Below are 21,112 nucleotides of genomic sequence, written 5' to 3'. Positions count from 1 at the left end.
AGATCAAACAAGGCGAACCATTTGGCTCGCCTTGCTAATTAATAACCTGTGTGACTTGTTGAGGTTTTCTACTTTAGAGGGTCGTTGTCTGGCAACGCACTGTGTATACATACTGCCAGTCGGTGTTTGATGCTTGCGCCGTCTAGCTTGCTTTCCGGTAGTGGCGTGATCTGTTTAGCATCAACCAAGAATAGGTAAATCGCTTTTACTCTTAGAGGTTGTGGTGACTGAGGAAGGTCAAAGCCTTGTAGCTTCGCCATCTTCCCACCAATCTCTAGTGCCTTCTTAACCAGTTTGTCTTCATTGTGAAGCTTGGAGCTTTTTGACATTTATAAATCCTCTTCTTCGCTTCAATTAAGAATACATGAAGTGTCGCGTATGGCGTGTTAGTAAGCTCGCATATTGATAAGTTTATGCCTTCTTACCGAGTAACTGATTGAAAAACGACCTTAATTCGTCATCACCAAGATTGAGCAGGTAGTCACCAATATACCATTCAACAATCGATTGATTTGGATGTGCCGTGACTTGCGGGTTACCAAACCAAATGCCCTTTTCCGTGGCAAACGTGTGTTGGAGTTCTTTCAACTCTTCGCAGCTAAATGGCAGGATAAGGTGCAACATATTTGCTTGAGGCTGGGTTGGTCTTACCGCCAAAGATGGGAACTCATCAATGATCTTGTAGATTTGTTTTGTTCGCTCAAACAGAGCCCGCAGCTGCGCCAACCTTTCATCGAACGGCATTGCCGCAGACACTACATAAGGTGTTCTACTAATGATTTATTTAGAACAGAGATCATGCTCACCGTAAACGAGCCACTTTGGCAAATATGCGGTTTCTGGAATTGTCCAGCCATACTTATCGTATGCCAATGCAGCAAGACCAATCAGTTTCAGAGAAACATTTCCTTTTGGCGAATAGCGAACATCTTCATTTATGTAGAACTGGTAATGCGCCTCTAACGCATCCCTCAGTGCCTCTTGATAATGTGCCTCATCGCCATCGATAATGGCAACAAACACATTCACAAATGGAATAAACAAAGAGTGTACATATGGCACTCTGGTTGATTCTAAGTATTGCGGGGAGGATTTCTCCATCACAGTTTGCAATAACTCTGGTAACGCTGATGAATTGCTAAATACACCGTTAACGAACTCGACTAGCGCAACATCGAATGGATCTTTTAAACGCACTAACGACTCATCCATGATGGTCATCAGCTCTACGCAGCGCCAATCTCTCGCGGCCATCGCTAAACAGATTTCATCCAACCAAGCATCCATCGTTCCCCCTGCAATAGAACGGTTACCTACTTCCGAAAAATGTCGGTGCCCAACGGAGAATTCAACCACTTTGTCTGAATGATTGGCCAGCAAGTACACGTTATTCAGTAACTCAAGCGCTCTTTTTATATAAGCTGGCGAGGCCTGATGTTGTCCGTATTTTGAAGCAGTGAAGAATGAATCAAGCGAATACCAAGCGTCGCCTTTCATTCTTTTGAGAGGTTGCTGATAAAAAGATTGTTTTTCATCAAGCATTTCTTCCCAGAAGTTGTAAAAATCTTCATCTTCCTCACGAAAAATACGCAATTTTCTTTCTTCAGGTATATCTAAATAGTGATTTTTTATTGTTTCCATCGTTCCCTAGCCTCGCATTATAAATTGTTCTAATTTTTTGCTGTGATGATATTCATCCTCAAAATCAAGCCGTGAATGATGCCGAAGTTGATTTATAAAATCAATTTATAATCAGTATGTTGTATCGAAAGTTAATGCTTAATTGAAATGAATCGAAAAGCCGAAAAACATTTGAAATATAAGGCTACCGCACAAGCCGCGATGGGTAAGCCAGAACGTACCTGTCCATAAACAGTGGACGACGAATACTGACTTTGTGGAGTAAAGATAGACAGATATTCACCATTGTGTTCGCCTTTCTTTTTCTGTCGCTTTCGATAATACTCTTGCGCAATATTACTCAGCTGGAAATTTTATGCCTCAAGCAAACTCTGTGGTCGTACTCGACTTTGAAACCACAGGTCTCTCTCCTACTTTAGGTGATCGCGCAATAGAAATTGGTGCAGTAAAGTTAGTCAATGGCGAGGTTGTCGATAGTTTTCAGCAACTCATGAATCCCGGTTTCAGAGTGAGTTCTTTCATTGAGAACTACACCGGCATTACCAACAATATGTTGCGATCGGCACCAAGCTGCGAAGAGGTAATGGCGTCATTTAGTGAGTTCATTGCTGGCGAGAACCTTATCGCTCACAACGCGTCCTTCGATAAACGATTTTTAGATGCAGAGCTTGAACGAATCAACTGTGGTTATTCGGGTGAGTTTGCTTGCACCTTACTGGTGGCAAGACGGCTCATTCAAGATGCCCCATCACATAAGTTAAGTGAACTTGTTCGCTATAAAAATATCGACAACGACGGCGTTTTCCACCGTGCACTAGCCGATGCGCAAATGACAGCCAAGCTTTGGCTCTTAATGGTCGAAGGGATAGAAAACTCAGGCGTCGAAAAACCAAGTTTTCAGTTGATGCAAACGGTCAGTAAAACAGCCAAAGGAAAAGTCGACCTGCTACTCGCCAAAAGCCGTGCGTAACCCCTCCGAACTAAAAGCTGATTCTAGTCTCTTAGACGTTTAAGTGATTTTCGATATACATGCGATATTGGTTATCCCAGTTAATTTCCTAATCCGAAAGCGGCAGTTCGCTGGTCTCACCAACCAAACTGGCTTACTATGCCAGGTACCTAAAACGCTTTGTGAGTCACTCATGAGCAGAAAAAATAACAAAAATCTCAGCATTCTTCTTAAACTCAACACCTTTGTTTCACCTTATAAATGGCGTGTTGCTGCTGCCTTAGTTGCCCTAATCGCAACAGCCAGCCTAACGCTATCCGTCGGCTACGGCGTGCGCATTCTTATCGATCAAGGCTTTGCTCAGCAATCATTGCAAGAGCTTACCAATGCGATTCAGTTTATTGTCGGTGTCACATTGTGTATTGCCATTGGGACTTTCTTTCGCTTTTACCTTGTCTCTTCCGTAGGTGAGCGCGTTAGTGCGGATATTCGCCTTGCGGTGTTTAACCATGTGATTACGCTGCATCCGAGCTATTTTGAGACCAACAGTAGTGGCGACATTATGTCGCGCTTGACTACCGATACCACATTGCTGCAAAGCATTATTGGTTCATCGTTCTCGATGGCGATGCGTAGCGCTTTGATGTGCTTTGGGGCCATCATAATGTTGTTTGCCACTAACGTTAAGCTCACGCTGATTGTGCTTGCTTCTGTGCCTTTGGTTCTGGTTCCGATTTTGTTTTATGGACGACGCGTGCGTGCGCTCTCTCGCCAAAGTCAGGACTCAATGGCCGATGTCGGAAGCTACGCTGGAGAAGCGATAGAGCATATTAAAACCGTGCAAAGTTTTAGCTCAGAGTCGCATGAACGAGCGGCTTTCGCTGTCGAGGTGGAAAAAGCTTATGAAGTAGGCAGACAGAGAGTAAAGCAGCGAGCGATCCTGATATCAGGCGTTATTGTGATTGTGTTCAGCGCGATTGCAGGCATGCTTTGGGTAGGCGGCAGCGATGTGATTCACGGAAAAATGTCTGCGGGTGACCTAGCCGCATTTGTGTTTTATGCCATTATGGTTGCCTCATCGACTGCAACCATTTCCGAAGTCATGGGTGAATTGCAGAGAGCCGCAGGTGCTACCGAACGGCTGATTGAGATCCTTCAAGTAGCCAGTGATATTAAAGCGCCAAGCAACCATTTGCCTGTCCGTGCCGACATGCCTGCTGAGGTTAACTTTAATTCAGTGAGTTTCAACTACCCTTCTCGCCCAAATCAACCAGCTATCAAAGAGTTAAATCTAACTGCTGAACAAGGAAAAGTGTTGGCGTTGGTCGGCCCTTCTGGTGCAGGTAAAACAACACTATTCGAACTGCTGCAACGCTTTTATGATCCGCAAAAAGGGCAAGTGTTGTTTGGTGGTGAAGATATTCGACAGTTCGATCCAAACGAGCTTCGACGTCAAATGGCGCTCGTACCACAACAACCAGCGCTGTTTAGCCATGATGTTTTCCATAATATTCGCTACGGTAATCCTGAAGCGACGGATGAACAAGTTATCGAAGCCGCGAAAAAAGCCCATGCCCATGAGTTTATTGAGAAGCTTCCCGAAGGCTATCACAGCTTTTTAGGGGAGCGCGGCGTTAGGCTATCAGGCGGACAAAAGCAGCGCATTGCGATTGCTCGCGCGATTCTAAAAGATCCAAAAATCTTACTGCTAGACGAAGCTACCAGCGCCCTTGATAGTGAAAGTGAACATCACGTTCAGCAAGCACTTGAAGCTCTAATGAAAGGACGCACAACGCTGATCATTGCTCATCGTCTTTCGACTATCCAACATGCGGATAAAATTGCGGTGCTCGACAATGGCGAATTAGTCGATGTTGGTAACCACCAATCATTAATGCAAAGCTGTGAGTTGTATCAGCGACTTGTGGCATTGCAATTTAAGCACTTGGAGTAACGCCTAGTTAAGCGCTCAAAAATAAGCAAAGGCGGACCAAATAATTTAATAACAGGAGTTTAACGATGTTTTTGTGTCAGTCCAGCGAGCCCTTGCGAGACTAGGAATCTAATAGCAGCGCTCTGAGTGGTTAATGAGATAATTTAGACCATGAAAAGCTAGGATAGAAGATCCCACATCATATCCCATCGTCGCTGTACAAGGTGACGAAATACAAAAGATGCCACTCGCAGTTAAACGAGCGGCATTAAACCAAGCAGCTCGCCTTTTAACAAAGGAATTCCAGTAAGAATCCAGTAACCAGCGTATTCTTCCTTCAACTAGAAACACCGTTCACAACCACCATATAAAAACCATTCAACTTCATTTGTAACAATCTAGGTTTCAAAAATAGGAAATCATTGCTGAAAAAGTTTACCGCGTTTTGTGTTGCTATCTATGGTTACAATGTTTGAGACATCAATGCCTTTAAACCAAGCAACACAAAAGCGGCACCGATATGAACAGCGAAGCGAAACAACTATTTTCTTATCTATGTCAGCGATACGATGCGCTTTCTCAAGAGCTTGAGTCTCGCCCTTTTCCTGAATTTTCTGAGACTATTACTCATCCTCTTGGGCACTGTTTAGTCCGTTGCCCATCAGGTAGCCAACGCTTTTCTATTGTAGCAGTCAACTTTGCACCCTCCGTTCGCGGGCAAGGCGTGCTTACTGCATTTATCGACTACATCAAAAGCAATCCTTACCACTACCAAGGTGTTGAGGTTGCAATCATTGAAAACAAGAATTTAGCTAAACGGCTTTTGTCTCTTGGCTGGAAGTACAAGTCCCTGTTTGGCAAGATTTTCTTCGCTAGCAAGCCGACCCTAGTAAAGGACTTTCAGTCTGCGTAATAGTTATTACGAAACCGCATCGACATCCAAAGTAAAACCATCACTCAAAATCCGTAAGCATGTTGAAAAAAACTTGGCGATCTTCTGCAGTACTTCCTCGATGAGCAGTGTATTCAACGTGCGCGTCTGCGCTGGCTTTTGGGGATAGATTGATGCCCCATAACGCATTAATTTGGTTTGGTACGATGGAATAACGCATATCAACAATTCGCATTTCATTATTCGGATCCGTCGCTACAAAACCGTTTGAAAACCAACGGAAACGTTCGATGTCTCTTGCTTGTTGCGATTGCGGGTTTAGCCACGGAAATTGCTCTTTTATATTTAACTTTGGAGTTGATTCGCCAGGGTAAATTTTTATTGAACGCCCCACCCTTACGGCATCTACATAGTAGCTCTCTTCCGTTTCATAAATTAGTTTCCAAACCAAAAGATTGCTGAAACTTGGTTTGGCTTTTAATTGTATAGCGTTGTGTTGTCGCTCTTTGACGATTTCCCAACCAGCTACTTCTGCTCTATCTCGCTGGATCATTCCAAGACTTAGGTAAGCCAGGCACCATAAAAATGCAATGCGGGCATAGTTTGGGCTTCGCTTCAGTGCAACAAACAAAAGCAATATTAAAATAGGGAGTGTGAACGCGGGGTCGATTACCGAAATAGTGTTCCAAGCATAACGCGTGTTGCTTATCGGCCATAGAAGCTGTGTTCCATAACTGGTGCATGCGTCTAATAACGCATGGGTACTATAACCAAGCGCGCAGTAAAACCAACTCTGCCGGAAGCTTAGTCCTCGCTTTTTTGCGAACAATGGATACAACACCAAAGCACAAATGAAACTACCAAACGGGATAAACAAGAGCGAGTGAGTAAATTGGCGATGGTATTCCAAATACAGCAAAGGATCAGTTGAAGAACGGATTAGCACATCTAAATCCGGAGCCACCCCAGAGACCACGCCCAACACGCCAACAACTGCAAGGTTTCGCTTGTTGCTCACCGCCAGTGGCAAAGCTGCACCCAATAAACCTTGCGTTAACGGATCCATCGTTCACTTCCTTTAGATAGATGAAGCTCAGCTGGAAAGCGTACACGCTCAATAGTCGGTTCCAATTTAAAAACCAGAAGGTTCTTCGACATAAATTATCCGCATTTAAGTGGAAAACAATACACGACTTAGTCATGCATTTGCTTGTTTAGCAACAAACACCTTGATTTAGTGTAAGAAGGAATCACGCCGTTCGCTAGTGAACGAACAAATCTGAGTCTAGGCTTGTTTGGTATTTCAAACCCGAAGGTTTATCTGACGCGAAAAAACAAGGCGAACCCAATGGCTCGCCTTGTTTCTAATTTACTGAACGATAAACGACAGGTGTTTAGTCTTGAGGATTCTCTTTCGCGTTGATTTCAGCGTAAGTGTGCAGCAGCTCCGTCAATGTTTTTACCCACGCAAAAACATCCGAAGGTGCATTTTCGATTAGTTTTTCCACTAGAGCACAGTGTGTTTCTAGCGTGATGGCCTCTTCCAAACGGAATGAGATCGCGTAGAAATGCCAAAGCACCAATCGCGTCATTCGCTCGCTATTTTGCTTTGCGTTGTCTGAGTCATCAAACGCTTGTTGAATTTCACTCAGTGCGATTGCTGTCATGCGTAGCATTGCATCAAGACGTGCAGACAACATGCGGTCTTCACTATCCACTTCTTCTTGATCAAAAGTGAACAGCTCATTCATCACGTCTTCTGGCACCATTTTACTGATCATACGAGCACTAAACTCTTCCAGCTCATGGCGAGGCATAGTTACAAGACAATCAAAGGTGTAATCACGAAGCATAAAATCACTCTAGGTTAGAAATCAATTTCAGCCTCGCATTCTAAATATTGAAATTTCAATTGCCAGTGTTAATTTCTATCCATCTACGAAAAACTACAAAACACCGTTGATTGCAATACCAACACCAATCCGCTGCTGATTATGATCATAGTCGATCAAGCTCTTACCATAACCCGCTGAGTATTGTGCGTACCCCTGAACTTTGCCCCAAATCGGAAATGACACACCCAGTTCTGCAAAACCCTTATGTGTTTGAAAGTTCTGGCGACCTAAAAAGGTAAACTCGTAACCATTCCACTTGTAAGCACTCGATAGCTCAAAGTGTCCCATATAGTCTTCGATATCCGGGTTATCATCACCTTTGGGATCATTAGGCGATATCTTTTCATCTTCAGGTATACGCCACCAAGGCTGGATAGAAACCGCAAAATTGTCTTTTGCAAAGGTTACGTTGGCATAGACACGGTTCCAACTGCGCGATAGCTCCTGTCTCTGACCGTTAGACTCATGTTCAATACCAAAACCTAACCAAGTCGAACCATCAAGTGGTTTCCAGTCAGTTGGTGTGTAGTAAAAAAGCTCTGGACGATAATTGGTTTCACGGAATGGACGAGATGCTGCACCCGTGTATACCTGCCAAAATGATTTAAGAGTCATTCCAAAAAACAGACCATCGCCATCAAACAACAAGTCATCATAGTTCATTGGTACTTTAAAACTGATTTGGAACTCCGCCTCTTCCTTACGCAGTTCATCGCCGTATTTGGTGTCGGCATACGCGCGTTTATTTACACGATCACTGTATGTAAACGGAAGAATATAGTTAACGCGATGCGCGACTAGGCTAAACGGTTCGAACGCGTTTTCTCGTTCTGATTCCAAACGCTTGTCGACCAAGCTTTCCTGAAGTTCTTCAGGCTCTTCAATTTCTGGATCTGCGGGCACTGTGCTGGTTACTGTGTCAAGCTCACACTGCGCGCGAATGCTCTTTATGGTTTCCTCACCTTTGCTTTGCTTTATTTTGTCTAGCAAACATAAATCATAAGCACTGGCTGTTTCTCCCATCGCAACTGGCGCTGCCAATAAACTCAGTATTGATATCCCTGCCACTTTTGAAGCCATCTGAAACCCTTAATATTCTTTATGTCAAACCAGATAATTTTAGTTTTTCTTGGTAAACCGCTTGCCATTCTTACGTTAAGGCAATGTTAAATGTCCGCCGACTTTACGTCTTGGATAAATGCAACAGACTTTAGACATATCGGTCAACTATGATCAAAGCGCAAAAAACAACCAAGAGTTGAGCATCATAGATAAAAACCACTCGTTTGCATGATGCTCATGTTCTCTATGCAAAATACTGGCTCGTAACTTTGATTGCAAACCCGGCTATGAATAAACCCAAACCATAACCCAAATGCGCCAATGTGCTAAGAAAACGGGCTTTCCAAGGTGTTGGGGTTTTACTCGCAGCAAAACCAAATCCTAGACAAGGTTGAATGACCAAAAATGGGAAGATCAACGTTACCACGCCTGTAATTAAGCTGGGCATTAGACTGGGCTCTACCAACCAATGATGACCAAAAACAGTAACGTGAGCCAAAGCGAAAGTAACGCCGATGGCATAATGAAAAAACCAGCCCAGTGACTTTTCTCCCGGCATCGCCTCTGACGCCATAATTGGCGCATGCATAAACTTTCCTTGGGGCATGTACAAAACCCAGCGCGCAACCAACGCATAGTTTAATGAAGGAATACCAAACACTCTCCTTTGTAACCATGCCCATAAATCCATTATCAAAGTGGCACCAATCCCTATTAGCACCGCTTGCAATCCCATTAAAAGCAGCATTTTTCTCTCCTCAAGTTTTTGATTTGTTAAGGTCTTAGTTGCATGCTACAACTTAAAGCCAACTTGAAGTCAATGGGGAATAATATGGATATTGCAGAAGTGGTTAGAAAATCAGGATTGCCGACTTCAACGCTCAGGTACTACGAACAGCTGGGGTTAATTCGCTCGATAGGAAGGAATGGATTGAGACGCCAATATTCACCAGAGGTACTCAATACACTCAATTTAATTAGTTTGGGGCGTATCGCTGGAATATCGCTTAACGAAATGGCAGAAATGTTGAATCAATCAGAAGTTTCAAAGCCATATATCGATCGTGACTTACTAACGAAAAAGGCACTTGAGATTGATGAGCAAATAAAACGTTTGAAAGCGGTGCGAGACAGCCTAAACCATGTCGCCTCCTGCCCTCATGAATCGCATATGGACTGCTCTTCATTTCAAAGGCTTATGAAAGTCGTAAAGCGTTATGTCCCCCAAAAGCAGAGATGAACCGCTCTCCCTACCGTCCTATTCTTGATTTACAAGGAAGTAACTCGCGGTTGTGAGTTACTTCCTTTCATATTACTTAGCTTGCGATTTTACGTACTTCTTCACTTTTTTCATCGCCATTTTTTGCTTTAACGGTGAAAGGTAATCAATGAACAAGTTACCAGATAGGTGATCAATTTCGTGCTGCATCACAATCGCCAAGAACTCATCGCTCTCGATTGTAATCGGGTTGCCATCACGGTCTAGTGCAGAAACAACAACTGACGTGTAACGCTCTACATCTGCGTAGTACTCAGGAACAGATAGGCACCCTTCTTGACCAAGTGCTTTGTTTTCTCCGCTCACCACTTCTGGGTTAACCAAGATTAAAGGATCATTGCGTTCGTCAGAGATATCGATGACAACAACCGCCTCTTTTCTGCCTACTTGGGTTGAAGCTAAACCGATACCATTGCCCGTTGCGTAAAGTGTTTCTAGCATATCGTCTATCAGCGTTTGTACTGTCGATACATCAGTGACTTTTTCTGCTTTTACTCTAAGCCTTGGGTCTGGAATGGAGAGAATTTCGAGGACTGCCATACTTACCTTTCATATCTATAAATCGTAATTCGTGGCGAATTATACACACGTTTCTCGATACATAAACCTGCTAAGCTATCTTGCGCACAAGGCATAAACCATTAACTCAAACTACAACACAATAAATGGGTTTGCCTTTTAGACAAAAAATCCTACAAACAGGAAACTAAAACGCCAGCACATTATGGCTGACGTCTTGTCATGATCCTAATTGAATCGTTTGTTGTATTTTATCTACTGACTTTCCTTGGCTTTGAGTAATACTCTAATCGCCATTTTCTCACCACTTTTTAAAATTAAGTAGGCGATGCCAATCGTTATTAGCATTATGATAGCAATAAAAATACTTACCCCACCGAGCTCAGATAATAAATAAAACGGAGAAATATCTAACGACATTAAGATAAGAGAGAACACTACCAAACTTGCTAAAGTCCACAGTAAAACAGCATACCATCTTGTTTTTGATGGCATTACATCTCCAGTCTTGTAGCCGAAGTAATAACCAACACTCATGGCTGGGATTAACGTGCTAAGAAAGCCTGTACCACTCATTTCTATCCCAACAATATATTCAATGGCCAACAGCAATGCAGCCCAACAAACGGACGCCAGACACAACAGAGACGTAACAAGAAGTACCGATGGTGGCTGGTTTATTTCTGATTCTGAATAGTTATTTTTTAATTCCACTTTCATTTCCTTCCATTTATTTGAATAAAATAAGCGTTTTAGATCATGCTTCCGCTTGGACAACCTAGAGAAACAACACCGCCATAACTCGTTGTTGGCGTAACTACCATGACTAAATCAACAGGAAGAAACACAACGTCCGTTGCTAACGACAAAGGAATGTCAATCAATGATAGTGGGTATAACGCGATAGAAGTAATATCAGCTCTTAAATAGCAAGGTTGTCGTGCGACTGATAACGCGGTGCCTGAAAACGGCTTTCCGTATCCGCCACCAGCATGCGCATCTATAGACGAACACCCCACCATTAAAGATGCTGACACCACAAGAAATACAACTTGTAGCTTTTTAAATAGTTTTATTTTCATTTAACCTAGATTCCAACTAACTATTATTTTTACAACTAAACCCTCTCTCAAATTGTATGTTCAATGAATTTACTCATATGGGCCAAGTGCAACCATGTTAATACGTTCTATGTATTAGAAACAATTCATTTATTTCCAATGACACTAGTGAGATCATGCGACGTGATTGGAATCTCACTTAAGTTTTCATGGACCTATCGCGCTGAAAATTGAATCCTCTACCTGTCATAGAATAAAAAGCCGTCAAAACCAGTTGGTTCTGACGGCTTTTTATTTTCTATTACACACTCGATTATTGTTGCAGCTTCGCTGTGGCTTCTACTGCTTTGTAGAAGTCCAGCACTCTCTGTTTGAGGTTCGATTAAAACCCTATAAAACATTAAGCCGCAATATTAATTGAGTTGTTCTATATAGCGATTCAGCTCTACCGCATATGTTTTTTGATCAATCGCAGTGTCACCTATTTCTTCATCTAGAAATCCAAGTAGCATTTGTGCACCACCTTCACCATTATTTAACGCTTGCGTCAAGTAATAGGCTGAAAGCACCTTATTTTCAGGTAAACCACAGCCATCATCATACAAACATGATCCTAAATAAAATTGTGCACTAGCCAACCCATCATCAGCAGCCTCTGAGATTAAAGAAAAGCCCCGCTTAACATCCATGACTTTTGGCTCTTTCAGAAGGATTACCCCTAAAAGCTCTTTACTATGAACATCATCCACTTCGATAGCTTTGATCAATAAAGACTTTGCTCCTTGCACATCACCTTGTTCATAAAATTTATTTGCTTCGCTGTACAACTGCTCTGGAGCTTCTCGGTTCTTAGTTAGGAGGCTTTCTGTCGTTTTAGTTGCCTCAAACTTTGACGTAGTATCGTTACATGCCGTAACAAGGAGCACTACGAATAAAACGTTAACAATTCTCATGTTATTCCCATGTACATTTGATAAACAAGACTGCTGTCGAGTATGAATCGTCATACTGACCGCTTACAATTTGAAACTTTGTATTGATCGGAGCTTTAGCACTAGCTTCACACATATTGGCAATTTGACCACGAACATAAGCACTCGAATCAAAGTTATACTTGTCTTCTTGAGAAATTATACTTGCTAATGAAACTCTAGATAGTTGAGGAGCTTTCCCATATTCCCTTTCGACTTTCAAATACTTCACATTAACAATCAAAATGCAGCCAGATGATTCTAGATTTGCATTGTGTACTCGATTAGCTAGTACTCTAACGTTTTGTCGGATAATATCAAAGAGAAGCATAGCTCTGCCTTTCTGTAATACCATCCCTAAGGCCATGGCCCTTCCACTATTTGCTTTCATTGCAGTAGAAGCTAGAGTTGACGACTGTATTGGAGCTAGAGACGAAAATTTACGTGAAGGAATAACAGCTTTATTTTTCCAGTGCATTCGATCTGTTAACATACCAGACTTAACCGCCATGTTGCGATCTATCTGTTCCTTAAGCTTTTGTAACCTTTTCTCACCTGTAATATCATTTGGAAGCTTACGTAATGGTCCCGCAAGAGAAGTATCTTTTATGGTATTAACGGGAATTTTCTCATTATCTAATTTACTTCTTAGTTCGACACAAGAGCTAAATAGTTTGTCAGCTGGATACATGTAATTAATGTAGTTGATTGATAACGGCGTATCTCTCTCGTGCGTTAGTATAGAAATGTACATAATGATTCTCTCAAAACCATTATTATGAACAGGATTGCATAAAGTTCCAAGCTCTAAGTTGTCCTAGTTGTGAGATATACCCTAATCAATGAAAGTTAATTTATAGTTAGATATTTGTTAGAAACACTCAGCGGTCATTACAAATAAACATTCGTTAACTATATGTGTTATCACCATTACATGTAAGATTATTAAAAATAAAGGCTAACCAGTTGGTTAGCCTTTATTTTTATTACTGCTACAATTTTGCTTTGGCTTTTACGCGGACTTTAACTAACACATCACCATCGACCAACCTAAGGTCGAATATTGGTGAATGTCGCGATGGTGACTCCATCACTTTGTGACGACAACGATTTTACGTCTGCGCTAAAGTAATATGGATTAAGTGGCATTTTACTCTCGGCTAGTCGCGCGTAGTAAAGCTTGGCGGGCTGTTTTGCCATTTGTTGCGCGTACAAATACCCGACCAACGCATGTTCAAACTGGTGGTAACCATTTCCCCAATGGAACGCTTTGGTTGACTTAGGACTCAGACCGACGCCTCCATATTGATGATCCACCCATACGTCCATAAAAGTGGGTAACGTGTATTGAAGCGTTTCTTTCATCGAACCATCGACAAGAGAAACTGTCATTGCCGCTTGATCGAGCTCTGCCCATTCCCAAGACGAGCTATAGTGCTTGTATGGTCTTGATTGCCAAGCAGGAATGCTCTCTTGCGTCCATTTACTCTGCCATTCTGGTGAGAAAAGCGCTTTGACTTGCTCAAAGTTTTGCTGGTATTGCGCTTGCTTAAGCGTGTGTTTCATTCCTTTGAAACCAAACTCTGTCCACTTTGAATTTTCCAACAACTGACCTGTCAGATACGTCATCCAATACGCCTTGATGGTGTGTCCAAAATCATTGTGTTTCGCATCTGGCATCATTACTGCTTTGTGGTGTATCGCGCCATAAAAGCGCTGCTCTTTGACGGAATGGTAGTTATCTATCATCACTTGCGTCAGCCATTGCAGATCTTGCTTCCACTTGGCTTGCGCTGGCGGTGGTAAAAGTGGCGCCGTTAACAACAGATAGCCATTGATCTGGTCAAGTTGAGCGACTAGCTCTTGCTGCTTCGCACTTTCCCCATCACCGTCTTTCAAAACCCAAGCCAGACCGCGATCATCGCTTCGTCGGTATTGTTTAAATATAAACGCTTGCTGGTCGATGAGCGCTTGTTCGACCTTTGGATCTTGAGTCAAGTAGTAGTACATCGCCAAACCCACCAAGGCGTAAGCTTGGTCTTGAGAAGTTCGTTGTTGCCACTCCATCCCCGGTTTCCCACTACGCGTAAAGCTCACAAAGCCGCCGTTTTTCTCATCTTGTAGGTGATCAATCAGGTAATAAGCCCCTTTCTTTGCCAGCTCTAATGCTTGCTTGTCACCCGTAAGATGAAAAAGCACGCCATAAGCGTAAGTTTGGCGCGATTTCATGCGGGTGTATTCGCGATCGAAGTGCGGGCTAATCCACCCTTTGTTTAATTCTTCACACGGCTTTTGTGGGTCGAGAATGACACCGTTATCACAACGAAAAGTCGGAAAATTCCCCGCAGGTTGCCCATGCGCGCTTTCCATCACCCAATATGGGGCTAGGCCATTCGTCACATGGTTTAACCAATCATCTCCCGAAGGCAGGCCTACATCAGCAAAGCTGCTCATGCTCGTCGTTGCGAGCAATAAGGTAAGATATTTAAAAGACATAACACTCAGTTAAGTTATTGAATTTTATCCACTATAGATAACTCCCTTTACGCATATTGTTGTCGTGCTCACAATCGCCTTACGCATTTGTTTGCATCAATCATCTTTTAGCCTTGTTCGATAACTGAGCCGAGAATAAACGCTACTCTGTCTTCGACTGACATTTTGGGCACTTCGATCAATTGATAACCAAATTTGTGATAAGCGTTGACCATCTGTTGATACGTAGCCACCGCTTCAGAAAAATCTTGCTTTCGCTCTTCGTCATTGCTGAATATCGATGCCCAAGGTGGAAAAATGAACACTTGAGAATGATAACGAAGCGTCTGGCAATGCGTGATGAGCTCATGCGAGATTGGCAGTTGTTCCAACTTACTGTAGCCATATACGTCCACAATACTGCGATCAAAAAACACATTCCCTTGGTGGACATTGAAAGCTCGGTAATTGCTCACTTCTGCCTTCATCATTTCGTCTCGAAAAGCTTGTTTGTCATTCCAAGGTAATGCTGAACCGTGATTGGCAACCTGCGTTTGTATCACGTGACGGCCGGTTTCTGGCGCGCAGATAAAACCTTGTGTTTTTAGCTGTTCGATTACCGAAGTTTTCCCTGCACCGGGACCACCAGAGAATACGATGAGTTTATTCAAAATTGTTTCCTTATTTTTTGTTTGAGTGAAGTAATGCGTGTACAGCCAAGAAAATGGGCATCATCTGGCGTTTGAAATTGGAATTTGGCACGCCAGCGTTAAGCGAGATCGGTAGTGGGAAATTTGGGGGAATAGAGTGGGAAATTTGGGGGAATAGAACTGAGCAGTGAAGAGATTTACAAAGTAAGAACCGAAACGACGTGTTCATCGGTTATGGAAAACGGAGGAATGCTGAGCGAAGCAAGCTCGCCCAAAATACTGGGTTGGGAAGTGGTGCGATTGGTTCTGATGGTTAACGCGTCAATTGGATATCTATATCAAGAAAATGGCACCTAAGCCTAAGAACGCAAAGAAACCGACGACATCGGTAACGGTCGTCAATACTACCGAGCCAGCCACGGCGGGGTCAATGTTAAACTTCTTCAACGTGAATGGTATCAACGTCCCCGATGCCGCGGCCGCCAAACTATTGAGGAAAATTGCACAACAGATAATAAGCGCCAATGGCCAAGAGTCAAACACCATGTAGACGACACCCGCGATGACTAATCCCATGATCAAGCCATTAATGGTGGCGATTTTTAATTCCTTATTCACCAATAGCTTCAAGTTACTTTGGTGCAAGTGGTTTAGTGCGATACCTCGAATGGCCACCGCTAAGGTTTGGCTACCCGCGATGCCGCCCATACTCGCCACAACGGGCATTAAGATCGCAAGCGCAACGACTTGCTCGACCACATTATCAAAAAGCCCAATGATGGCGGAGGCTACGAAAGCGGTCAGCAAGTTAATCACCAACCAAAGTGCTCTTAGCCTTGTCGCCACGCTTAATGGTGTGAACAAATCTTCTTCGCTTCGTACGTTTTCTGCCACTACAGCTTGTAGGCTGAGTTCACGCAAGGTAATCGCGATGGTCGCCATCGACAAGACGCCCATAATTTTGCCACCAGCCATGATAGGAAACCAATGTGCTCCACCATCAATCGAGACTTGTTTGCTGACGCTTTGAATCGTTTGAATATCTTCTAGAATTGGCGTAACTACGGTCAAGTCGGTAAGTTTGATATGATTTTCGTGCAGCAACAGGGTTTGCGGCTCTATCGTACCAATCACACCACTTGCATCACGCACAATAATCAACCGCACTGGACTTTGCCCACGTTTTAGCAGCTCGGTTTTGATGCCTCCTACGCTGTTTTTAGGGTTTGCGACCAGAAAGTGAGGCTCGGCATAACGTCCAACTTTGTTGTCTTCATACGACAATGCTTGTTGGATATGCGCGACAGACTCTTCACTTTGATCAATAAGGTATTCATCTACAAATTCGGTCGGTAGAAAGTCCGCAAAGATGATCAGTTCTGAATCCGTTATGTACGCCAAGCGTTCATGTTGTAAGTCTTTATTGAGTGATTGATGAATGTGCTTGGCGGTGTCGTATCGGAGCAAATTTAATACCGTCCAATACTTCTCAGGCGGCACTGCTTCTATGACACGCTTACGGTAAGCAATGTTGACCGATTCCAAAATGTTCGCAATCTGTGCTTCTTGATAGTCTTTCAAAAAGCTCAAGTCTTCGGTCGATTCTATCGCTTTAATGATCTCAGCAAGCAAATGTGGCACTTTGCGGTTAATTTGCAATTGGTTGGAATCTATCATTACTTTTACCTATAGCTTTCACTACCACATTCGCCGCATTGACGATATGTGCTATCCGAATGCATGAATTCTTGATGTTAAAATTCTAGGCGATAGTTGACTTAATTGCGGAATTTATATTTCGCTCGCAGAAACAAAACGCCTCTGCATCAGTTCATGGTATAGACTTGAATGTGTGTCAGGCTCATTCGCCTTGTTTGATAATGGAGTAATCAATGGCACCTGTATTTTTTCTGACTCAGCAGGCCGCCTTACCAAGTCGTAAGGTGCTTCGTAAAGTGATTCAATTTTCGACAGCGCTGGCCCAGCCTATTGTAGTTTTAGTGGAAGACCATCGCCGAAGTGAAGATCACGCATTCGCTCATTTTCTCAGTTTCAACTCTGACCATATAGAAAAAAGACAAGCTGAGTTTGAAGCTTGGACCTTAAAGTTCAACGCATTAATTGTCGAACTTTGTGAAGAAGAAGAGCTTGAAACGCCAACGCTCTCTTACGAGCATTTCAAAGGGAGCCATTGGGTTGAGCAAGTTGCGAAACGACTTGTTGACCACACTGACTTACTGCTCGTGGGACACTTTAACAAACACGAGATTCAAACGATGCTCACAGAACTAGCACAACAAGATTGCGACTTGTTGCTACTGAGTGAGCGGTCATGGCCTTCTCACGCCAACATGCTTTGTGCAATCGACCCACTTCATCGAGGGGATGAAAAGTCGATAGTAGATAAAGCCATCGTCTCGCGAGGCTCAAAATTAGAACAAACCTTAAGCGGGAAAATGACGCTCGTTTACTGCCGATACGTCGCACCATATCTCTCTCGCTATCGTGCAGAGATATTAAGCAATCAAAAAGCAGGCATTACAGATTTTATTAGTGCGCAAAAGTTAACGCGAGTTCCATTACTATTACCGGAAGGAAACCCTGAAACGGCGTTACCAAAAGCAGTTAAGCAATCACAAGCAGCGATTTTGATTATGGGGGCATGTAAACGAAGCATGTCATCTCAATTTTGGTCTGGCAGCACTGTAGACACGTTACTTGATCAACCACCTTGTGACCTACTGTTGGTCAACAGCTCCAAGGGCTGACTAGGTATTCTCTATTAACCTATCCTTTCAATACCAAGCGCAGTTATTGGCTCTTTACATCTTCTAACTGCGCGGCTTCATGCTCTGCGTTCAAGGCTTGTTTCTGCTGCTGTTTTATCTCATCCCAACTGCGTCCCGACTCAATCGCAGATACACGCTGATCGTATTTGTTGCAGGCTCTTTCGAGTACTTTCTCAGGATCTATGCCCTTTTCTCTTTCCAGCGCTTTTAATACGTTAAGATAGTTCCACAACACATCGCCTAACTCGTCTTCCAAATGACAAAGGCGATCCTCACGAATCTCTTCGCGGACTTCATCAACTTCTTTGCCAATGGCCTCCAGATAAGTCTCTACGCCTTTAAACCAAGTGTTGGTTTGGTCATATTGAGATTTTCTCGTCGCAATTGCATACAGCTCATCAAATTTCTTCATTGCCTCTCCGTAGAACACGTTTTTATTTATGCCTTTTTAGGACGAATAAACTTCCCTTTAGCCGTCACTCTAACTTCGCTTTCGACCCGCAATTGAGCCACCAGTTGATATATACCGCGTCGTTCACCTTCACAGTGTGCAGTAATCGTGACTCGATCATCTAACTGAATAGGTGCATGGTAGCGCACATCCAACTGCGCCGTAAGGGCTTGAATGTCTCTAGATAACAAACAATGCGTCATTGCACCATCGAGAAGCGAACTGGCAATACCACCATGCAACAGGTCTGTGTAACCTTGATGACGCGGTAAAACGTGAAACTCTCCGACAACAGAGCCATCGGCTAGGTATTGGTAGTTCACGGCCAAAGAGTTCGGATTCACATTAATTGAAGAACAAACCGCACATTGATGATGAGACTCGTGAGTGTAATGACAGTAGCTGTTTGTGGACATGATAGTTACTCGGTTTCTCAAAAGAGTAACTAGCATATGCCAATAATTAAAAAGAAACGGCGAGTAATCTTTGTTTGCATGTTGCAGGGCCAGCAACCTCGCTTTTCATAACAATAAATAATCATTTTAATAATTAACGATAATTTCCAGTTTATTTAGAGTGGCGATATGGTTTGCATAGTGATTACGCAACGTTATGAAAAGGCGACTTATGAAGTTTCTCCACACGATGATCCGTGTAGCTGACCTAGACAAATCTATCGAATTTTATACAAAAGTTCTGGGAATGAGCGTTTTGGATCGTTTTGAAAACCAAGAATACCGTTACTCACTGGTGTTTGTTGGTAACCCTGATCAACCAGATGGCGCGACCATCGAGCTAACTTATAACTGGGATACCGACAGTTACGACTTGGGTAACGCATTCGGACACATGGCACTGGGGTCTGAAGATATTTACGCCGCTTGCGAAAAAATCAAAGCGCTTGGTGGCAACGTTACTCGCGAGCCAGGTCCAATGAAAGGCGGAGAAACTCACATCGCGTTCATTAAAGATCCCGATGGTTACCAAATCGAACTCATCCAAACTCACAAATAACGAGGTTTCCTATGACAGACGCATTATTTCAACCCATTCAACTTGGCTCTCTCTCATTAAAAAACCGTATCGTTATGCCTCCGATGACGCGCTCTCGTGCTTCTCAACCAGGTAATATCGCTAACGACATGATGGCGACCTACTATGCTCAACGTGCTGAAGCGGGCCTAATCGTTGCTGAAGGCACACAAATTTCGCCAATGGGTCAAGGCTATGCATGGACACCAGGCATTTACAGCCCAGAGCAAATTGCTGGCTGGAAAAAAGTAACTGATGCAGTGCACGAGAAAGGCGGCGTTATCTTCGCGCAATTATGGCACGTTGGTCGCGTGACTCACCCTGATAACATTGGCGGTGAGCAACCTATTTCTTCTTCTGCGCTAAAAGCAGAAAACGTGAAAGTATTTGTCGATAACGGCACAGACGAACCGGGTTTTGTCGATGTGGTTGAGCCACGTGAAATGACCAAACAAGACATCAAGAACGTTATTGAAGAGTACCGCCAAGCCGCACTAAACGCGATAGAAGCCGGATTCGATGGTATCGAGCTTCATGCAGCGAATGGCTACTTGGTTAACCAGTTTATCGATTCTGAAGCGAATAACCGCACCGATGAATACGGTGGTTCCATTGAAAACCGTCTGCGTTTTCTTGGTGAAGTGGTAGAGGCGATGACGCAAGCTATTGGCGCAGAGCGTGTTGGTGTTCGTCTTGCACCATTCACTTCGTTAAATGGCACCGTTGATAGTACGCCAGTAGAAACCTACACCGCCGCTGCAGCGCTGCTTGATAAACTCAATGTGGTTTACATTCACATTGCAGAAGTGGATTGGGACGACGCGCCAGACACTCCGCACGACTTTAAAACCGCAGTTCGTGAGGCGTATAAAGGCACACTGATCTATGCCGGTCGTTACAACGCAGAAAAGGCGCAACACGCGATTGAAAGTGGTTTAGCCGACATGATTGGCTTTGGCCGTCCGTTTGTTGCAAACCCAGACTTACCAAGCCGCATCAAGCATGGCTATCCACTGGCAGAACATGACCCTGCCACATTGTTCGGCGGCGGTGAAAAAGGCTTAGTGGACTACCCTGCGTACCACGCGGGTTAATTCATCTACGTAAAGCTGATTCGCAACTCGCGACAAACCAATAGCGAAACCAAAAGAACCTTGCTCTTCCCCCTGTAACGCCAAGATGCAGGGTTCTTTTTAGGCAAGCCACCAGAATTAACGTCTTTGACAAGATGTACAACCTCGACACGCAGAGCGCGTCGTTTTACTGAGCAAACTGCGTTGTACTTTACAGTAAGCATTCTTTAAAGCACGACGACCTGAAAACCAATCATCCGGTTTAGTGAGGATTAAGTAGCCGTTAAACCTCTTAACCAACTCGGTTCGATTGTTTTCGATAAATCGGCTATCAAACTCGATGTCGAAGTAATTCAAAGCCTCTTCGATACAAGTAAAGCTGGCAATTTTTTCCTGAATCGTATTCTCTGTCATCGTTTCTTTAGCGTAATCATTTTCAA

At 43.4% G+C, this 21,112-nt stretch carries 24 protein-coding genes and 1 pseudogene; 7 read left to right on the top strand and 18 right to left on the bottom strand.

Annotated features, from left to right (window positions below; genetic code table 11):
- Window positions 1–68: 68 nt before the first annotated feature.
- The 3 genes and pseudogenes from R7Z47_RS06925 to R7Z47_RS06915 form a co-directional block, all read right to left on the bottom strand.
- The gene (locus tag R7Z47_RS06925) at window positions 69–329 is read right to left on the bottom strand and encodes a DUF5062 family protein (protein ID WP_318129918.1); all 261 of its coding nucleotides are present in this window, start codon (window positions 327–329) and stop codon (window positions 69–71) included.
- An 82-nt stretch (window positions 330–411) separates the two neighbouring features.
- Window positions 412–780 (bottom strand): annotated as a pseudogene (locus R7Z47_RS06920) (threonine aldolase); the annotation flags it as partial.
- Window positions 781–1,641 carry an immunity 49 family protein gene (locus tag R7Z47_RS06915; RefSeq protein ID WP_017820973.1) on the bottom strand — a complete coding sequence of 287 codons (861 nt, stop codon included), beginning with the start codon at window positions 1,639–1,641 and terminating at the stop codon, window positions 781–783.
- 355 nt (window positions 1,642–1,996) lie between these two features.
- Between R7Z47_RS06915 and R7Z47_RS06910 the strand changes: the two genes are divergently transcribed.
- From R7Z47_RS06910 to R7Z47_RS06900, 3 genes are all read left to right on the top strand, one after another.
- Window positions 1,997–2,611 carry a PolC-type DNA polymerase III gene (locus R7Z47_RS06910; RefSeq protein ID WP_017820974.1) on the top strand — a complete coding sequence of 205 codons (615 nt, stop codon included), beginning with the start codon at window positions 1,997–1,999 and terminating at the stop codon, window positions 2,609–2,611.
- 172 nt (window positions 2,612–2,783) lie between these two features.
- Window positions 2,784–4,544 (top strand): ABC transporter ATP-binding protein/permease, encoded by a 1,761-nt coding sequence (locus tag R7Z47_RS06905; RefSeq protein WP_262606754.1) that lies wholly within the window; start codon window positions 2,784–2,786, stop codon window positions 4,542–4,544.
- A 499-nt stretch (window positions 4,545–5,043) separates the two neighbouring features.
- A complete protein-coding gene (locus R7Z47_RS06900; protein WP_213969411.1) occupies window positions 5,044–5,436 on the top strand; it encodes a hypothetical protein in 393 nt (130 codons plus the stop codon).
- A gap of 40 nt (window positions 5,437–5,476) precedes the next feature.
- Here the strand turns inward: R7Z47_RS06900 and R7Z47_RS06895 are convergent, their stop codons facing one another.
- From R7Z47_RS06895 to R7Z47_RS06880, 4 genes are all read right to left on the bottom strand, one after another.
- Window positions 5,477–6,481, bottom strand: a complete 1,005-nt coding sequence (locus R7Z47_RS06895) for a metal-dependent hydrolase (RefSeq protein ID WP_262606755.1) — start codon at window positions 6,479–6,481, stop codon at window positions 5,477–5,479.
- A gap of 328 nt (window positions 6,482–6,809) precedes the next feature.
- Window positions 6,810–7,268, bottom strand: coding sequence for a hypothetical protein (locus tag R7Z47_RS06890; RefSeq protein WP_005388759.1), 459 nt, complete (start codon window positions 7,266–7,268; stop codon window positions 6,810–6,812).
- Between the two features lie 93 nt (window positions 7,269–7,361).
- Window positions 7,362–8,390 carry a phospholipase A gene (locus R7Z47_RS06885; RefSeq protein WP_213969412.1) on the bottom strand — a complete coding sequence of 343 codons (1,029 nt, stop codon included), beginning with the start codon at window positions 8,388–8,390 and terminating at the stop codon, window positions 7,362–7,364.
- Window positions 8,391–8,616: 226 nt separating this feature from the next.
- Window positions 8,617–9,120 carry a DUF2938 domain-containing protein gene (locus R7Z47_RS06880; protein ID WP_047101474.1) on the bottom strand — a complete coding sequence of 168 codons (504 nt, stop codon included), beginning with the start codon at window positions 9,118–9,120 and terminating at the stop codon, window positions 8,617–8,619.
- An 84-nt stretch (window positions 9,121–9,204) separates the two neighbouring features.
- Here R7Z47_RS06880 and R7Z47_RS06875 point away from each other — a divergent pair, with 84 nt between their 5' ends.
- Window positions 9,205–9,612: a helix-turn-helix domain-containing protein gene (locus tag R7Z47_RS06875; RefSeq protein WP_165439075.1), complete on the top strand. Its 408-nt coding sequence runs from the start codon at window positions 9,205–9,207 to the stop codon at window positions 9,610–9,612.
- Window positions 9,613–9,684: 72 nt separating this feature from the next.
- Here the strand turns inward: R7Z47_RS06875 and def are convergent, their stop codons facing one another.
- From def to R7Z47_RS06835, 8 genes are all read right to left on the bottom strand, one after another.
- Window positions 9,685–10,191, bottom strand: a complete 507-nt coding sequence (def, locus tag R7Z47_RS06870; protein ID WP_262606757.1) for a peptide deformylase — start codon at window positions 10,189–10,191, stop codon at window positions 9,685–9,687.
- Window positions 10,192–10,425: 234 nt separating this feature from the next.
- Window positions 10,426–10,890, bottom strand: a complete 465-nt coding sequence (locus R7Z47_RS06865) for an ABZJ_00895 family protein (RefSeq protein WP_017635325.1) — start codon at window positions 10,888–10,890, stop codon at window positions 10,426–10,428.
- Between the two features lie 32 nt (window positions 10,891–10,922).
- Entirely contained in the window at window positions 10,923–11,252 is a 330-nt protein-coding gene (locus tag R7Z47_RS06860) for a YceK/YidQ family lipoprotein (protein ID WP_017820979.1), read from the bottom strand.
- A gap of 392 nt (window positions 11,253–11,644) precedes the next feature.
- Window positions 11,645–12,184: a tetratricopeptide repeat protein gene (locus tag R7Z47_RS06855; protein ID WP_064354738.1), complete on the bottom strand. Its 540-nt coding sequence runs from the start codon at window positions 12,182–12,184 to the stop codon at window positions 11,645–11,647.
- Between the two features lies 1 nt (window position 12,185).
- Window positions 12,186–12,956 carry a hypothetical protein gene (locus tag R7Z47_RS06850; protein ID WP_154204326.1) on the bottom strand — a complete coding sequence of 257 codons (771 nt, stop codon included), beginning with the start codon at window positions 12,954–12,956 and terminating at the stop codon, window positions 12,186–12,188.
- A 296-nt stretch (window positions 12,957–13,252) separates the two neighbouring features.
- Entirely contained in the window at window positions 13,253–14,698 is a 1,446-nt protein-coding gene (locus R7Z47_RS06845; RefSeq protein WP_262606758.1) for an AGE family epimerase/isomerase, read from the bottom strand.
- Between the two features lie 107 nt (window positions 14,699–14,805).
- A complete protein-coding gene (locus tag R7Z47_RS06840) occupies window positions 14,806–15,348 on the bottom strand; it encodes an AAA family ATPase (protein ID WP_213971532.1) in 543 nt (180 codons plus the stop codon).
- Window positions 15,349–15,660: 312 nt separating this feature from the next.
- Complete coding sequence (locus R7Z47_RS06835; protein ID WP_033906508.1) at window positions 15,661–17,004, bottom strand: magnesium transporter; 1,344 nt, start codon at window positions 17,002–17,004, stop codon at window positions 15,661–15,663.
- Between the two features lie 215 nt (window positions 17,005–17,219).
- Here R7Z47_RS06835 and R7Z47_RS06830 point away from each other — a divergent pair, with 215 nt between their 5' ends.
- The gene (locus R7Z47_RS06830; protein WP_025767825.1) at window positions 17,220–18,095 is read left to right on the top strand and encodes a universal stress protein; all 876 of its coding nucleotides are present in this window, start codon (window positions 17,220–17,222) and stop codon (window positions 18,093–18,095) included.
- Between the two features lie 43 nt (window positions 18,096–18,138).
- On the opposite strand, the gene R7Z47_RS06825 is transcribed toward R7Z47_RS06830, so the two are convergent.
- Both R7Z47_RS06825 and R7Z47_RS06820 read right to left on the bottom strand, forming a co-directional pair.
- Complete coding sequence (locus R7Z47_RS06825) at window positions 18,139–18,528, bottom strand: MazG nucleotide pyrophosphohydrolase domain-containing protein (RefSeq protein ID WP_005376487.1); 390 nt, start codon at window positions 18,526–18,528, stop codon at window positions 18,139–18,141.
- A gap of 26 nt (window positions 18,529–18,554) precedes the next feature.
- Window positions 18,555–18,983, bottom strand: coding sequence for a PaaI family thioesterase (locus tag R7Z47_RS06820; RefSeq protein ID WP_031781242.1), 429 nt, complete (start codon window positions 18,981–18,983; stop codon window positions 18,555–18,557).
- A gap of 211 nt (window positions 18,984–19,194) precedes the next feature.
- Here R7Z47_RS06820 and gloA point away from each other — a divergent pair, with 211 nt between their 5' ends.
- Window positions 19,195–19,581: a lactoylglutathione lyase gene (gene gloA, locus R7Z47_RS06815; protein WP_053303545.1), complete on the top strand. Its 387-nt coding sequence runs from the start codon at window positions 19,195–19,197 to the stop codon at window positions 19,579–19,581.
- Window positions 19,582–19,592: 11 nt separating this feature from the next.
- Complete coding sequence (locus R7Z47_RS06810) at window positions 19,593–20,693, top strand: alkene reductase (RefSeq protein ID WP_054866340.1); 1,101 nt, start codon at window positions 19,593–19,595, stop codon at window positions 20,691–20,693.
- A 117-nt stretch (window positions 20,694–20,810) separates the two neighbouring features.
- On the opposite strand, the gene R7Z47_RS06805 is transcribed toward R7Z47_RS06810, so the two are convergent.
- Window positions 20,811–21,086 (bottom strand): nitrogenase-stabilizing/protective protein NifW, encoded by a 276-nt coding sequence (locus R7Z47_RS06805; protein WP_053349151.1) that lies wholly within the window; start codon window positions 21,084–21,086, stop codon window positions 20,811–20,813.
- Window positions 21,087–21,112: the final 26 nt, after the last annotated feature.

Origin of the sequence: Vibrio sp. 1641 (assembly GCF_033339995.1) — a bacterium.
GTDB classification, from domain to species: domain Bacteria; phylum Pseudomonadota; class Gammaproteobacteria; order Enterobacterales; family Vibrionaceae; genus Vibrio; species Vibrio alginolyticus.
The sequence above is the reverse complement of the archived record's forward strand: the minus strand, read 5'-3'. Positions and strand labels throughout refer to the sequence as shown.